General features: G+C 48.3%; 14 protein-coding genes. 13 read left to right on the plus strand and 1 reads right to left on the minus strand.

The annotated features are described in order from the left end of the window. The first annotated feature begins 3 nt into the window (after positions 1-3). The 9 genes from DRW41_RS06575 to DRW41_RS06615 all read left to right on the plus strand — a co-directional run bounded on the left by DRW41_RS06575 (position 4) and on the right by DRW41_RS06615 (position 8,958). Positions 4-1,104, plus strand: a complete 1,101-nt coding sequence (locus DRW41_RS06575) for an NADH-quinone oxidoreductase subunit D (protein ID WP_115451179.1) — start codon at positions 4-6, stop codon at positions 1,102-1,104. Next, positions 1,104-2,114 (plus strand): NADH-quinone oxidoreductase subunit NuoH, encoded by a 1,011-nt coding sequence (gene nuoH / locus DRW41_RS06580; RefSeq protein ID WP_115451180.1) that lies wholly within the window; start codon positions 1,104-1,106, stop codon positions 2,112-2,114. Before DRW41_RS06575 ends, nuoH begins: the two co-directional genes overlap by 1 nt. An 80-nt stretch (positions 2,115-2,194) precedes the next feature. Further along, positions 2,195-2,614, plus strand: a complete 420-nt coding sequence (gene nuoI, locus DRW41_RS06585) for an NADH-quinone oxidoreductase subunit NuoI (protein WP_115451181.1) — start codon at positions 2,195-2,197, stop codon at positions 2,612-2,614. Continuing rightward, positions 2,611-3,120 carry an NADH-quinone oxidoreductase subunit J gene (locus DRW41_RS06590; protein WP_115451182.1) on the plus strand — a complete coding sequence of 170 codons (510 nt, stop codon included), beginning with the start codon at positions 2,611-2,613 and terminating at the stop codon, positions 3,118-3,120. Before nuoI ends, DRW41_RS06590 begins: the two co-directional genes overlap by 4 nt. Before the next feature lies 1 nt (position 3,121). Continuing rightward, positions 3,122-3,439 (plus strand): NADH-quinone oxidoreductase subunit NuoK, encoded by a 318-nt coding sequence (gene nuoK, locus DRW41_RS06595; RefSeq protein ID WP_053368361.1) that lies wholly within the window; start codon positions 3,122-3,124, stop codon positions 3,437-3,439. 167 nt (positions 3,440-3,606) lie between these two features. Beyond that, positions 3,607-5,475: an NADH-quinone oxidoreductase subunit L gene (gene nuoL / locus DRW41_RS06600; protein WP_115451183.1), complete on the plus strand. Its 1,869-nt coding sequence runs from the start codon at positions 3,607-3,609 to the stop codon at positions 5,473-5,475. Next, positions 5,472-6,992, plus strand: a complete 1,521-nt coding sequence (locus tag DRW41_RS06605; protein WP_115451184.1) for an NADH-quinone oxidoreductase subunit M — start codon at positions 5,472-5,474, stop codon at positions 6,990-6,992. The genes nuoL and DRW41_RS06605 overlap by 4 nt, the downstream gene beginning before the upstream one ends. A 6-nt stretch (positions 6,993-6,998) precedes the next feature. Next, the gene (gene nuoN / locus DRW41_RS06610) at positions 6,999-8,516 is read left to right on the plus strand and encodes an NADH-quinone oxidoreductase subunit NuoN (protein ID WP_115451185.1); all 1,518 of its coding nucleotides are present in this window, start codon (positions 6,999-7,001) and stop codon (positions 8,514-8,516) included. Between the two features lie 202 nt (positions 8,517-8,718). Next, entirely contained in the window at positions 8,719-8,958 is a 240-nt protein-coding gene (locus tag DRW41_RS06615) for a hypothetical protein (protein WP_115451186.1), read from the plus strand. On the opposite strand, the gene galU is transcribed toward DRW41_RS06615, so the two are convergent. Beyond that, positions 8,938-9,816 (minus strand): UTP--glucose-1-phosphate uridylyltransferase GalU, encoded by an 879-nt coding sequence (galU, locus tag DRW41_RS06620; RefSeq protein WP_115451627.1) that lies wholly within the window; start codon positions 9,814-9,816, stop codon positions 8,938-8,940. The genes DRW41_RS06615 and galU overlap by 21 nt on opposite strands. A 294-nt stretch (positions 9,817-10,110) precedes the next feature. On the opposite strand from galU, the gene DRW41_RS06625 reads away from it, so the two are divergent. The 4 genes from DRW41_RS06625 (at position 10,111) to spoIID (ending at position 14,022) form a co-directional block, all read left to right on the plus strand. Beyond that, a complete protein-coding gene (locus DRW41_RS06625) occupies positions 10,111-10,344 on the plus strand; it encodes a DUF1146 family protein (RefSeq protein WP_439330857.1) in 234 nt (77 codons plus the stop codon). A 353-nt stretch (positions 10,345-10,697) separates the two neighbouring features. Further along, positions 10,698-11,432 (plus strand): YwmB family TATA-box binding protein, encoded by a 735-nt coding sequence (locus DRW41_RS06630; RefSeq protein WP_115451188.1) that lies wholly within the window; start codon positions 10,698-10,700, stop codon positions 11,430-11,432. 32 nt (positions 11,433-11,464) lie between these two features. After that, positions 11,465-12,775 (plus strand): UDP-N-acetylglucosamine 1-carboxyvinyltransferase, encoded by a 1,311-nt coding sequence (gene murA / locus DRW41_RS06635; protein ID WP_115451189.1) that lies wholly within the window; start codon positions 11,465-11,467, stop codon positions 12,773-12,775. A 215-nt stretch (positions 12,776-12,990) separates the two neighbouring features. Continuing rightward, complete coding sequence (gene spoIID / locus DRW41_RS06640; RefSeq protein ID WP_115451190.1) at positions 12,991-14,022, plus strand: stage II sporulation protein D; 1,032 nt, start codon at positions 12,991-12,993, stop codon at positions 14,020-14,022. Positions 14,023-14,432: the final 410 nt, after the last annotated feature.

Consider the following 14,432-nt stretch of genomic DNA (forward strand, 5'->3'; position numbering starts at 1 on the left):
CCAATGATACGTACAGAAGAAATGCTTCTAAACGTTGGGCCGCAGCACCCGAGTACCCATGGGGTGTTCCGCCTTGTCGTCAAGATTGACGGGGAAATCATTACCCATGCCCAGCCGGTGATTGGCTACCTGCACCGGGGCACCGAAAAAATCGCTGAAAATCTTCAATACACCCAAATCATTCCTTATACAGACCGGATGGATTATATCTCTTCGATGACCAACAATTATGTCATCTGCCATGCCGTCGAAACGATGATGGGCATCGAGATTCCAGAACGCGCTGAATACCTAAGGGTTATCGCGATGGAATTGAACAGGGTTGCCAGCCACCTTGTCTGGTGGGGAACCTATTTGTTGGATATGGGAGCGGTCAGCCCCTTCCTTTATGCCTTCAGGGAAAGGGAAATGATCATTAACATGCTGAATGAGCTATCAGGGGCGAGGCTGACCTTCAATTACATGCGTGTTGGCGGAGTAAAATGGGACGCGCCGGAGGGCTGGATCCAAAAGGTCAAGGATTTTATCCCTTATATGAGGGAACAGCTTAAAGGCTACCACCAGCTCGTCACCGGGAATGAAATCTTCATGAACCGGGTTAAAGGAGTTGGCCGTTATACGAAGGAAGAAGCAATCCAGTATTCGCTTACCGGCCCTAACCTAAGGTGTACAGGGGTAAAATTCGACTTAAGAAAAGACGAGCCATACTCGATCTATGACAGGTTCAAATTCGACGTGATCACAGAGGAAGGCGGGGATTGCTGGTCCCGCTACCATGTAAGGATTCGTGAAATTGAGGAATCACTCAAAATCCTGGAGCAGGCATGCGAACAATTCCCTGAAGGCGGGGAAATCCTTGCCAAAGTGCCAAAAATCATCAAGGCGCCAAAAGGGGAAGCGTATGTGCGCATTGAATCGCCGCGCGGCGAAATTGGCTGCTACATTGCTAGTGATGGAAAAAAAGAGCCTTACCGCTTGAAATTCAGGAGGCCGTCATTCTACAATCTCCAGATTCTTTCGAAGCTGCTTGTCGGAGAGAATATGGCGAACATGATTGCCATTCTCGGAGCAATTGATATTGTCCTAGGGGAGGTGGACGGTTAATGGTAGAGAATCTTCTTACTTCATCCCCCGGGCTCGTTAACTTCGGGATATTCTTCCTGCTTGCGACCGTTTTGCTATTGGTTGTACTAGGTTTTGTAACATACGGCATCCTTGCCGAGCGCAAGGTAATGGGCTACATGCAGCTGCGCCACGGGCCGAATCATGTCGGCGGCCGCTGGGGACTCCTGCAGACTGTAGCCGATGTATTGAAGCTTTTGCTGAAAGAAGACATAATCCCAAAGATGGCTGACAGGCTCCTCTTCATCCTGGCGCCCGTTATTGCCTTCGCGCCATCGTTCATGGTGCTTGCGGCTATTCCTTTCACGGATAAACTGCAATTTGCCGATATCGGCGTGGGGCTTCTATATTATATAGCCATCTCAGGCATCACAACGCTCGGAATTGTGACCGGTGGCTGGGCTTCGAACAATAAATATGCGCTTTTAGGCGGTATGAGGGCGGCGGCCCAGATGATTTCTTATGAAATTCCGCTGGTCATGTCCGTCATTGGAATCATTCTGCTTACAGGAAGCCTAAACTTGAACGACATCGTTGATGCGCAGCGGAATGGCTGGTATATCCTGCTCCAGCCAATTGGGTTCATTGTATTTTTAATAGCGTCCGTAGCTGAATTGAACAGGACGCCATTTGACCTTCCCGAAGGGGAATCCGAGCTTGTCGCGGGTTACCATGTTGAGTATTCCGGTTTCCGCTGGGCGTTTTTCATGCTTGCGGAATACGTATACCTTTTCGCAATGGCGGCTCTGACGACGGTGCTCTTCCTTGGGGGCTGGCTTCCGCCATTGTCAATCCTGGACTTCATTCCGGGAGCTGTTTGGTTCTCGCTTAAATTCAGCGTAGTCATCTTTATCCTGATCTGGTTCCGCGTAACTTACCCTCGTTTCCGGGCCGATAAACTGATGGAATTCGGATGGAAGGTATTGCTGCCGGTAGCGCTCGCAAACGTCTTCCTCACCGCATTGATCAAAGAACTATTTAAACTGTTTTAATAAATATCAGGGATTAGCATAACTGCATTCCCTGCAGGAAAAACAGCATTCTTTTATCACGCACCAAAGGGGTGAAAAACATGCTTGGATTGGCAAAAGGCTTAAAGTATACCCTTAAAAACCTGACCAAGGAAAAAATCACATACGATTATCCAAATAAACCGCTTCCTCTTCCGGACCGGTTTCGGGGAATCCAAAAATTCTATCCCGAAAAGTGCATCGTCTGTAACCAGTGCGCCAACATATGCCCGACAGAGTGCATCCAGCTGACAGGCAAGAAACATCCGGACCCGACAAAAAAGGGGAAAGTCATCGATACGTATGACATTAATTTTGAAATTTGCATCCTTTGCGATTTATGTACCGAGGTTTGCCCGACTGAAGCAATCATCATGACGAATAATTTCGAACTTGCGGAATATAGCCGGGATAACCTGTTTAAGAACCTTGAATGGCTGGATGAAAATGACGAGAATGTTCGGAAGGTGAATAAGGCATGATTTCAGGTGAATTTCTGGCATTTATGTCACTCGCGCTAGTGGCAGTCATCGGGGGCGTGCTCTTACTGAATCTGACAAAGGTCATCCACACAATTATCGCTCTCGTATTTACGTTTATCAGTATCGCCGGGATATTTGTCCTGCTGTCGGCGGAATTCCTGGCCGCGGTCCAAATTCTCATTTACTCCGGGGCAATTACGATCATTATGCTTTTCGGCATCATGCTCACAAAGCATGATGATGAAAGTGAGGCGAGCACAGGGAAATGGAGGAAGTTCCTCCTCCTGCTTGGCGTTGCCGGCTTTGCTATGGCGGTATATGTTGGAATATACAATCTAGACCTGGGCCCAGGCTCGACTGAGCTTCATGTAAACAATACCGAACAAATCGGGATCGCGCTTTACTCAAAGTTCATCATCCCGTTTGAACTTGCTTCGGTAGTCCTGCTCGTTGCGCTTGTCGGCGCGATTATCCTTGCAAAAAAAGACAATAAGGAGGCGGAATAATATGAACTCGGGAGTTCCAGCTTCTGCCTTCCTCGCGCTTGCCCTGATTTTGTTCTGTATCGGCCTTTACGGAGCCCTGACAAAGCGGAACACAGTAATCGTTCTTATATCCATCGAACTGATGCTGAATGCGGTGAATATCAACCTTGTTACATTCAGCAAGTATGGAATCACCCCTTCAATAGACGGGCAGATTTTCACCCTGTTCGCAATGGCGGTGGCCGCCGCCGAGGCTTCGGTAGGCCTGGCAATCCTGATTTCCCTGTATAGGAACAGGAAGACAGTGAACATTGATGAAATGGATATAATGAAAAACTAATTGTGGTTCATTCCGTATTCATAAAGCGGGCCGCCAAAAGCAGGCTGCCCGGGATACTTCCATCGCAGGGCCTGCACCTGCGGAAGCCCTGTGTGTCAGGGTGAAATCAGGCGCGCAGCCAGAGTTACATCTGCATCAGAACGCGCGTTCATAAAGGGGATAGTGTATTGATGGAAAATGCATGGATCATACCGCTTTTCCCGCTTCTATCATTTTTGATTCTTCTTCTATTTGGCAAACGGCTCAAAGAGGCAAGCTCCTTTGTCGGAATCGCGCTGACACTCGCTTCGCTGGCAATGTCAGTGGCCGTTTTGGTTGAACGGTTTTCGGCGCCGACATACAAGGCCGAGGCTGTCTGGCTAAAAATAGGGGATTTTCAATTAACAGCGGGCTTTGAAGTGAACCAACTTAATGCATTAATGCTGTTTATCGTGTCTCTCGTTAGCTGTCTCGTACATATCTATTCCAGGGGATACATGCACGGCGACGAGCGAATTCCGGTTTTTTACGCCTATCTTGGCTTATTTACTTTTGCAATGCTGGGGCTTGTCGTATCGCCTAACCTCCTGCAAACCTATATTTTCTGGGAGCTTGTCGGGGTTGGATCCTTCCTCTTGATCGGTTTTTATTTTTACAAGGAAGAAGCGAAGGCTGCGGCAAAGAAGGCTTTTATTATGACCAGGATTGGGGATGTCGGGCTATTAATCGGCATGATTCTATTATTCTGGCAAACTAAAAGCTTTGAATATGATGAAATTTTCGCCGCTGTTGATGCCGGAGCCATCACCGCGGGGATGCTCACGCTGATTGCCATCCTTATTTTCATAGGCGCCATGGGTAAATCCGGCCAGTTCCCGCTCCACACATGGCTTCCGGATGCGATGGAAGGTCCGACTCCTGTTTCGGCGCTGATTCACGCCGCAACGATGGTAGCGGCCGGCGTCTATTTGGTGGCAGCGTTGTTCCCGCTTTTCGCAGCGAGTAAAACCGCTCTCCTGACAGTAGCGGTAATCGGTGCGTTTACCGCGATTTTTGCGGCGAGCATCGGCCTTGTTCAAAAAGACATCAAACGGGTACTGGCCTATTCGACCGTCAGCCAGCTTGGCTACATGATGCTGGCCCTTGGTTCGGCTGGATACGTTGCCGGCGTTTTCCATCTGATGACCCACGCATTCTTCAAGGCGCTTTTATTCCTTGCGGCGGGGAGCGTCATCCATGCGGTCCATACTCAAAACATTGAGGAAATGGGCGGATTGTGGAAAAAGCTGAAGCTGACTGGCCCGTTATTCCTGATTGGGACACTGGCAATCAGCGGCGTTCCATTGTTTTCAGGGTTTTTCAGCAAAGATGAAATTTTGATTGCGGCATGGGAAAACGGCCATCCTGTTTTATTCCTGCTCGCGCTTATCGCGGCATTCTTCACCGCGTTTTACATGTTCAGGCTCTTCTTCATGGTCTTCTGGGGCGAGTCCCGATCGAACGTTACGAATGTCCATGAATCACCGGGAACCATGACGCTGCCAATGATTGTACTGGGCGTTTTGGCTGTCGTTGCTGGTTATGTCAATACACCGTGGTTCGGCACCTTCCTCGGCGACTGGCTTGTGGATGGCAATCCCGCGCTGGGACATGGCCATATTGAAGGACCAGGCTGGATTATGATTGCCGCGACGGTTGTCTCTTTGGCAGGCATTTATCTTGCATGGCTGATGTACGGGAAGCGTTCCCTGTCCCGCGACTGGCTCAGCTCCGCGGCACCCGGGGTATACAACGTCCTTTACAACAAATATTTTATTGATGAACTTTACGGGTTCTCAATCTTGAATGCGACAAAAGCGATCAGCCATCTTTGCCGCTATATCGATGTGTTCCTTGTTGAGGGGATTGCTTCAGCGGTTGCAGGAACAGTCCGGGCATTTGGAAAGACGGGTTCAAAACTCCAATCCGGGCAGGTTCAGACATATGTGGCGTTCGCCTTTATCGGGCTGGCCGTATTGACAGTCATCTTCGCGCTGACAGGGGGGTATTTGCAATGAACCTTTCATATATACTGACTATTTTGGTATTCTCCCCGCTGCTCGGCATTATTGTCCTGGCATTTTTGCAAAAGTCAAATGAAAAAGCGATCAAGCTGGTTGGCTTCCTGGCAACCTTGCCGGCCCTGCTCCTATCGCTGGCCGCCTATGCGCATTACCTTGCCGGGAAGAGTTTGGCGGATTTCTCAACGAGGGCCGACTGGATCCAGTTTGGCGGTTTCAAGCAAATGGGAGAGAAGTACTTCTCCATTCATTATGAATTGGGGATTAATGGATTCTCGCTATTGCTCGTTGTCCTGACGGCTGTCGTCGCCTCATTGGCCGCAATCGCTTCTGGCATGATTAAAAGGGAGTGGAAAGGGTACTTTATGCTCTTCCTTCTTCTGGAGGTAGGCATGCTTGGCGTCTTCACGGCGCAAAACCTTGTCCTGTTCTTCCTGTTTTTCGAATTGACTTTGATTCCGATGTTTTTCCTGATCGGAAAGTGGGGTTATTTTGAAAAGGAAAAAGCTGCTTACAGCTTTTTGATTTACAACGGGCTCGGTTCAGCAGTCCTGTTGATTGTCATCATGGTCCTCTTCACGAGGACAGGCACATCGAATATCCAACTGCTGGAACAACTTATTGCAAATCCAGATGCCCAGCTAATGGCCCCGATTTCAGAGGGAACGAAAATGGGGCTTCTCATTGCCCTGTTGGTTGCCTTTGGAATCAAACTGCCAATTTTTCCGCTGCATAGCTGGATGCTCCGCGTCCACGTCCAGGCACCTCCGGCGATTGTCATGATCCACTCGGGGATTCTTTTGAAAATTGGCGCCTTCGGTTTAATCCGGTTCGGGATGGGCATTTTTCCGGAACAGTTCAAACAGCTCGCCGTCCTTTTGGCTATACTTGGCGTAGTGAATCTACTGTACGGGGCGTTCCTTGCCTTTATCCAGACGGATTTCAAAATGGTTTTGGCCTATTCGTCCATTTCCCATATGGGAATTGTCCTGATTGGCCTGGCCGCGCTGAACGAAGCGGGTATACAGGGGGCAATTTTCCAGGTCATCTCGCACGGGCTGATATCCGCCTTGCTGTTCTTCCTGGTTGGTGTGTTTTATGAGCGCCTTGATACTTCGCTCATTTCCAATTTGGGCGGCCTTGCAAAAGGTATGCCGATTGCGGCTGGTATCCTGCTTGCAGGCGGTATGGCCTCTCTCGGCCTTCCAGGTATGTCGGGGTTTGTCAGCGAGTTTATGGCATTCCTGGGATTGTTTAAAGAAATGCCGGTCCTTGCAGCCATAGGCTGTATTGGCATCATTATGACAGCCGCCTATCTTCTGAGGGCGATTCTCGGCATGACATACGGAACGCCACATCGCGAATTTACGGGAGTCCTTGATTTAAAAGGGGTAGAATATGTGCCGGCATTGACATTGCTGTTCCTGATTGTCCTAATCGGCGTTTACCCAAGTGTGCTCAGCTCACCGCTGGAATCCGCACTTAAAACTATCATGATTGGGCTGGGGGGTTGATGAACGATGGAACTCAAAGAATTGCTATCATACAACTGGGGCATTATGGCGCCTGAGTTCATCATACTCGGTACAGCCGCTCTTTTAACCATTCTCGATCTGTTTTTGCCAAAAAGCAGCGACCGCAAGATGTTTGGATGGATTTCACTTGCCGCGATCGTGGCTGCCGGGATTGCCCTGGTAGGGATGCTTGATTCGCCGGTGACATCAATTCTTGCTGATACGTACAGGCTTGATGGTTTCGGCAAGGTGTTTAAGTTGATTCTTCTTGGTGGTTCCGCGCTAGTGATGCTTTTGGCTGTCCATTATGAGCCGAAGGATGGATTCGCGGAATATAAAGGCGAATTTTTCTATCTGTTTTTGACAGCCCTTCTTGGCGGGATGTTCATGGCGTCAAGCGGAGATTTGATTACGTTGTTTGTCGGCCTTGAACTACTCTCAATCTCTTCCTATATCCTTGCGGGTATACGAAGGAATCAGCTGAACTCGAATGAGTCGGCCATGAAGTATGTCATTAATGGCAGCATCTCGACTGCAATCACGCTGTTTGGGATGAGTTATGTGTACGGAATTGGCGGCTCGACGAACCTGAAGGAGATTGCCAGCACGCTTTCTGCTATCTCTTCCGGCCAGCAGGTCTACCTTCTGGGAATCGCGTTTTTCATGATTTTGGTCGGGCTTTCCTTTAAGCTCGCCGCAGCGCCGTTCCATATGTGGGCACCGGATGTGTACCAGGGAGCGCCGACTCCGGTAACAGCCTTCCTGAGCGTCGTTTCAAAAGCTGCAGGTTTTATTGTATTAATCCGGATCATGCTTACAGTGTTCGGCATGGCGGTCACAGAAGGGCCGCAATCCATGCCGCTATTGCTGAAGTTGCAGGATTATATCGCGTTCCTTGCAGCAGCTACAATGATTATCGGAAACGTTGTCGCGCTTAGGCAGCGGAATATCAAGCGCCTGTTCGCATACTCAAGCATTGCGCATGCAGGGTACATGCTTGTCGCATTTACGTCGCTTAGCTACTTCATGTTTGACGCGATATGGTTCTACCTTGTAGCCTATACGTTTATGAATGTCGGAGCGTTCGCGATCATCCAGTTGATGAGCGAAAAAGCTGGTTCTGAGGATATCAAGGATTTCGCAGGTCTTTACAAGAAAGCGCCCGTTCTTTCCGCCGCTTTTGGCATTTTGATCCTGTCGCTGGCGGGTTTTCCTGGAACAGCGGGATTCATTGGCAAAATGAACATATTCCTGAGTGCTTTCATTGATGAGAAAAATCCGCACTATGTCCTGGCATCGATTATGATTGCCGCTACAGTCGTATCGTATGTATATTACTTCGGGATTTTGACTCAAGTTTTCTTCCGTCCGGCGGCGGATGAAACAAAATTCAAGGTTCCAGCCGGGATACTCGCGGCGCTTGCCATTACGGTGGCTGCCAGCGTCCTGTTCGGAATCATGCCAAACCTTGCGTTGGACTTCTTGCATAACAATTTCGGCGGTTTTGGGGAACTGTTGAAATAGCGGTATTTTGAGCTTAAGCGCCTTTTGGGATTATGGAGAATAATCCGAAGGCTGTAAAGCGAATGCCAGCGGCCTGCTTTGGGGGAAGGAGGCCGCCTAGCATGAAAGCCATGCAGCTTCCTTTGGGAGAAGGGAGCCGTATGTATGATTCAAAGGGGAAACATAAAATGTGCTGCTTCCTTTGGGGAAGGAAGCCGTATGCATGATTCAAAGGGGAAACATAAAAGCAAAATGGCAAAGGGCTGCTCCGTGGGATGGGGCGGCCCTTTGCTTTGATTCCGGTTACAACGGTTCAGGCGAAGAGGAAAATCTTTATAAGGATACAAATTGCGCTTTGATTCCGATAAAAACAATGGGTTACTATTCTTTCCTAGGCTTCTATACGAAACAGCCGCACCCAGTTATGGATGCGGCTGTTCATTTAGTTTCCATTCAGTTCTAGTTGTTTTTTCATAAATGCGATTAAATCCTCTTTTAGTTCAGGCATCTGCAGCGCGAACTCAAGAGTCGTTTCGATAAAGCCAAGTTTTTCGCCGACATCAAATCGTTTGCCCTCGAATTCGTATGCAAAGACCCGCTGTATTTCATTGAGGTTTTGAATGGCATCGGTAAGCTGGATTTCTCCGCCCGCGCCAATTTCCTGCTTGTCCAGGAACATGAAAATTTCCGGAGTCAGGATATAACGCCCTATAATCGCCAAATTCGAAGGGGCGGTCCCTTGCTTCGGCTTTTCGACGAACTGCCTTACCTGGTAACGGCGGTTGTGCTCCTCGAGCGGGTCGATTATTCCATACCGGTACGTTTCCGATTCTGGCACCCTTTGGACGCCAATTACAGACGACAGGGTTTCATTGTATTGGTTGATTAACTGCTTAAGACAGGGCACTTCAGCCTGAACAATGTCGTCACCCAGCAAAACGGCAAATGGTTCATTACCAATGAAGTTACGCGCGCACCAAACCGCATGGCCAAGCCCCCGAGGTTCCTTTTGGCGTATGTAGTGGATATCAACCATATTTGAGGAAGCCTGAACCTTTTCAAGCAGCTCAAACTTTTCCTTTTCCAGCAGGTTTTGCTCAAGTTCGAATGCATGGTCAAAATGGTCTTCTATGGCCCGTTTGCCTTTCCCGGTAACAATAATGATATCCTCGATGCCGGATTCAATTGCTTCTTCAACGATGTACTGAATCGTCGGTTTGTCCACGATCGGAAGCATTTCTTTCGGCATAGCTTTTGTCGCAGGCAAAAAGCGGGTTCCAAGCCCGGCGGCCGGGATTATCGCCTTTCTTACCCTCTTCATAAAAATCACCTTCATACCAAAATTTTATATATCCAAAAACTATAATTCTCCTGCCCCGTGGAGGTAATTCAAAAGATTGCTTTTCCCTGTGGCTATCCATACAATAGGGTTGGAGAGGCATTAGACATAAGCATATCTCTTATCTTATCATGAATGATTATTTCACACTAATAAAAACAGACAAGGGATAATCCTAAATATTACCTTTGTTTTTGCGTTGGTTATCAGTGGCCCCAATGCTGAAATCGTACATGAAACAGGTTGGGCGAGCCAGGTTAAGGGGGCGTTTTATTGATCACGGATTTTGGAGTAGGCGCGCTAGTCGGAATCCTGGTGCATCTGGTGTGCATTACAATGGCTTGGTGGGCAATTCAGGCATTGAATTTTGAAAAACTGCTAAAGGCAAACCGGGTTCTGCAGGCAAGGGTTTTATACATATTGCTGGCAATTGCCATTGGTACCGCTGTGAGCAATTTCTTCCTCGATTACCTTCTATTGTCCCGCCAGCTTCCGGCTATATTTGATTAGTGGTTGCTCAAAGTCGGGCTAAAGCGGTTCTGTTGCTGCGATTATTGGGTCTGTGGCAACTGCAAACAATTTTGAAATTTTTGTAAATGCTGTAAAGTTGATCCCCCATGGGAGCCAATTTCATGCTGTAAGGACGCGAGAGCCCAATATTTATGAAAAAAATCAATTTTTAGCCAGCTATTTAGGACTTAATACATGTGTTCAAGCTTGATTATTTTGAGTACAATCATTATTGTGCATTATTTTACAAATTTCGCGATTTGCCTGTGCGTTGTCTAAAAGTGACGAGAATTCCCATGTATGCCCCATAACCCCTTGGTAAAAATGTTAATGAGGGGAAGGGGATCGGGCGCATGAAAATGAAGCGGGTTTTATCAATATTTGCCATTATTGGTTTTGTTGTGTTAGAACTTGGGAATAAAACGATTGTAGCTGACAGTGCACCGGAACTGACAAAGCTCGCGGCTGTATTGGAGGCAGAAGATAGTTTGCTTAAGGAGTGGACGGTTTATTCACGGGAAATAATTGAGGATTCTAATTCACCCGGGGAATTGGAGAAGTATGCGGCGCGGCTTCAGGACAAGTTACCAGGCTGGGAATGGACCTTCACGGCATCCGGCCGAAAGTGGGAAGCGGCGGCAGTATCCCCCGCATCCGGATATGGAAGGGAATATCTTCAAATTATTTCTACCCGCACACCCCACGAGACAAATGCGTATATAATATATAAGGCCGCGGGCAGGGAATGGAATGAAGAAAGTGCAGCCTTTTTGACAAAAGGCGGGTTCAATGATCGCCTGCATGACATTTTTCGAGGTGAACCGCCAATTTTCTCTTGTATCACCGGCATTTTCGATGATAGAATGGATAAGGCTCTATACTTAAAAGCAAGCCGAATAATGAAACGATTAAATGCCGTTGAAACCGAGGCAATCAAGGAAAAAGATTTCATCTCAATTTCGGCGCATTCGCCATTGTTTACCGACACTTTTGAATATGGAATGAACGTACAAATTGCTGTTCGCTCGACAGGGGGAAAGTATGCGACTGTCACAGTCGGAACCCCCATCATTACGATTGAATATTAATATAGTGAACTTGGACGCGGAGGGGAATACACTTGGAAAAAATCATCGTCCGCGGCGGAAATAGGCTGAATGGAACGGTCAGGGTTGAGGGTGCCAAAAATTCTGTACTGCCTGTACTCGCTGCAACATTGTTGGCCAGTGATGGAAAATGCATTATACGTGATGTCCCGGCTCTCTCCGATGTATATACGATCAACGAAGTATTACGCCATCTAAACGCAGAAGTGGTGTTTAAAAATAATCAAGTTGTTGTAGATGCATCCAGAGAGTTGAAAGAGGAGGCGCCATTCGAATATGTTCGGAAAATGCGCGCTTCAGTTTTGGTAATGGGTTCGCTTTTGGCCCGCAACGGGCGTGCCCGCGTGGCATTGCCAGGCGGATGCGCGATTGGTTCGCGCCCGATTGACCAGCACCTGAAAGGCTTTGAAGCGATGGGTGCGAAAGTGAAAGTCGGAAACGGGTTTATTGAAGCGGAAGTTGATGGCCGGTTGAAAGGCGCGAGAGTCTATCTCGATTTCCCAAGCGTGGGGGCCACTGAAAATATCATGATGGCCGCAACACTTGCGGAAGGCACAACCATTCTTGAAAACGTCGCGAAAGAACCTGAGATTGTCGACCTTGCCAACCTTTTGAACAAAATGGGCGCCAAGGTTGTTGGCGCGGGTACAGGTACGATCAGAATTGAAGGCGTAGATGTATTGTTCGGCGCTGACCATGCCATCATTCCGGACCGGATCGAGGCTGGGACATTCATGGTAGCCGCCGCGATCACAGGCGGCAATGTACTTGTACAGGGGGCTGTTCCCGAACATTTATCTTCATTGATTGCAAAAATGGAGGAAATGGGAATTACCATTATCGAGGAAGAGGACGGAGTCAGGGTAATCGGTACCGATACACTGAAGGCGGTCGATATTAAAACGATGCCGCATCCGGGCTTCCCGACCGACATGCAGTCACAAATGATGGCGCTGCTTCTCCGCGCGGAAGGCACGTCAATGATTACCGAAACGGTATTTGAAAATAGGTTCATGCATGTGGAAGAATTCCGCCGTATGAATGCTGATATAAAAATTGAAGGACGATCCGTCATTATTCCGGGTAAATCAAACCTGCAAGGGGCGGAAGTAGCGGCAACCGACCTGCGCGCGGCAGCGGCCCTGATTCTCACTGGGCTTGTAGCGGAAGGTGTGACAAGGGTTACCGAACTGAAGCACCTCGACCGCGGCTACGTAAATTTCCATCAAAAGCTTGCGGCGCTTGGAGCCGATGTAGAGCGAGTCGTTGATCAAGTCGAAGTATTCACGGAAGAAGAAACACTTATCACCGATTTGAATGCATAATAAATTGTTATTATTTATTGGAATATGGGTCCGATTACGAGGAAGCCGAAGATGGAGCTGTCAGATGTCTGACAGATTCATTTCTTTGGCTTTTTCTTATCTCTAAACAGCGCCAAGAGCCAATTTCATGCATAACTGTTTGTCCAGTGCCATATGTTTAAGTGAAGCGGAAGCCGGCTATGCCGGCCGTTTACTTTTCAATTGGAGGCTCGTCCATGAAAAATATGAAATCGATCATCGCACTAGCATCCTTCCTGTTCGCGGTAACGCTTGTAATCCCGGCATTGCTTGTCCTGCCCTACAAGGACAAGGGAGTGGACGGGAGACTGGGTGAAAAGCCGCAGCAAGCCCCCGTTGAGGAAAACAGAAAGGCGGCCGATTCGGCAGTTGAAATCGCAGTATACAGGACGGGGCTAAAAGAGGTTGAGAAGGTGCCTTTGAACAAGTATCTGGAAGGCGTAGTAGCCGCGGAAATGCCGGCCGAGTTCGAAGAAGAAGCATTGAAGGCCCAGGCTCTTGCGGCGAGGACCTATATTGTCAAACAGCTTATGGCGGGGGAAAAGGCAGGCCTTCCGGGCGGGGCTCAGGTGAGCGATACCGAATTCCATCAGGTATATAAAAGCGATGCCGATTTGAAAAGGGCTTGGGGCAAGGATTATGGCTGGAAAAAGAAGAAAATAGTTGAAGCGGTCCGCTCAACCGACGGCCAGATCCTCACATATAACGGAAAGGCGATTTATGCGCAATTCTTCTCAACAAGCAATGGTTTCACCGAAAACTCGGAGGAATACTGGGAAAATGCGTTCCCTTATTTACGGAGTGTGGCAAGCCCTTGGGATAAGAAATCGCCAAAATTCAAGGACAGGATGAGCATTTCCGTCAGCGATTTTGAAAAAAGGCTTGGCGTGAAGGTGGGAACTTCCAAGACGATCGGGAAAATAACGGGCCGTACAGCGGGCAATAGGATCAGCCGAGTGGAGTTTAACGGTAGGGTTCTTAGCGGGAGGGAAATTCGCGAAGAGCTGGAACTACGGTCATCAGATTTCTCCTGGGAGCGGCATGGAAATCAAATCATCATCACGACCCGCGGCTTTGGCCACGGAGTCGGCATGAGCCAATACGGCGCGAATGGAATGGCTTCCGAGGGGAAAACATACCAGGAAATCGTCAAGTACTACTACAAGGGGATTGAAATTAGCCCCGCCGACAATCTGCTCGCTACCGTTACAGCTAGCGCGAGGAAATAAAGAATAGGTTTTAGGAAGCCGGCCTTTTATGGGGCTGGCTTTTCTGTTTTGCTGGTTTGTTCGCCCTTCATAACCCGGATAATTAGGCCAAAAACCCGGATAATAATGCCGAAAACCCGGATAATGAGGCCGGAAACCCGGATAATGACACCAAAAACCCGGATACTAAGGCCAGAAACCCGGATAAAATTCTCCTAAGGAAACTTCATGCGTACTATAGAGTACACATGGGCCATTAAACAATCAGCAATTTTCAATTGAACCGCGATGGAAGATATGCTGGGAAAATATGGACAAGCTCGGTACGTTAAATTGCAAAATAAAAGGGATGGAGGGCGAGATGGAATAACTCCGACCTCTTGCCTCAATCCCTGGCTTCCTATTCAGTTATCGATTTTTATGTTTAGTAG

This window comes from Neobacillus piezotolerans (assembly GCF_003362805.1).
Lineage (GTDB): Bacteria > Bacillota > Bacilli > Bacillales > Cytobacillaceae > Bacillus_D > Bacillus_D piezotolerans.

What these genes read in the sequence shown, in the direction of transcription:
- DRW41_RS06575 (WP_115451179.1), top strand. Translation starts at nt 4, where the DNA reads ATGATACGTACAGAAGAAATGCTTCTAAACGTTGGGCCGCAGCACCCG.
- nuoH (WP_115451180.1), top strand. Translation starts at nt 1,104, where the DNA reads ATGGTAGAGAATCTTCTTACTTCATCCCCCGGGCTCGTTAACTTCGGG.
- nuoI (WP_115451181.1), top strand. Translation starts at nt 2,195, where the DNA reads ATGCTTGGATTGGCAAAAGGCTTAAAGTATACCCTTAAAAACCTGACC.
- DRW41_RS06590 (WP_115451182.1), top strand. Translation starts at nt 2,611, where the DNA reads ATGATTTCAGGTGAATTTCTGGCATTTATGTCACTCGCGCTAGTGGCA.
- nuoK (WP_053368361.1), top strand. Translation starts at nt 3,122, where the DNA reads ATGAACTCGGGAGTTCCAGCTTCTGCCTTCCTCGCGCTTGCCCTGATT.
- DRW41_RS06605 (WP_115451184.1), top strand. Translation starts at nt 5,472, where the DNA reads ATGAACCTTTCATATATACTGACTATTTTGGTATTCTCCCCGCTGCTC.
- nuoN (WP_115451185.1), top strand. Translation starts at nt 6,999, where the DNA reads ATGGAACTCAAAGAATTGCTATCATACAACTGGGGCATTATGGCGCCT.
- DRW41_RS06615 (WP_115451186.1), top strand. Translation starts at nt 8,719, where the DNA reads ATGATTCAAAGGGGAAACATAAAAGCAAAATGGCAAAGGGCTGCTCCG.
- galU (WP_115451627.1), bottom strand. Translation starts at nt 9,816, where the DNA reads ATGAAGAGGGTAAGAAAGGCGATAATCCCGGCCGCCGGGCTTGGAACC.
- DRW41_RS06630 (WP_115451188.1), top strand. Translation starts at nt 10,698, where the DNA reads ATGAAAATGAAGCGGGTTTTATCAATATTTGCCATTATTGGTTTTGTT.
- spoIID (WP_115451190.1), top strand. Translation starts at nt 12,991, where the DNA reads ATGAAAAATATGAAATCGATCATCGCACTAGCATCCTTCCTGTTCGCG.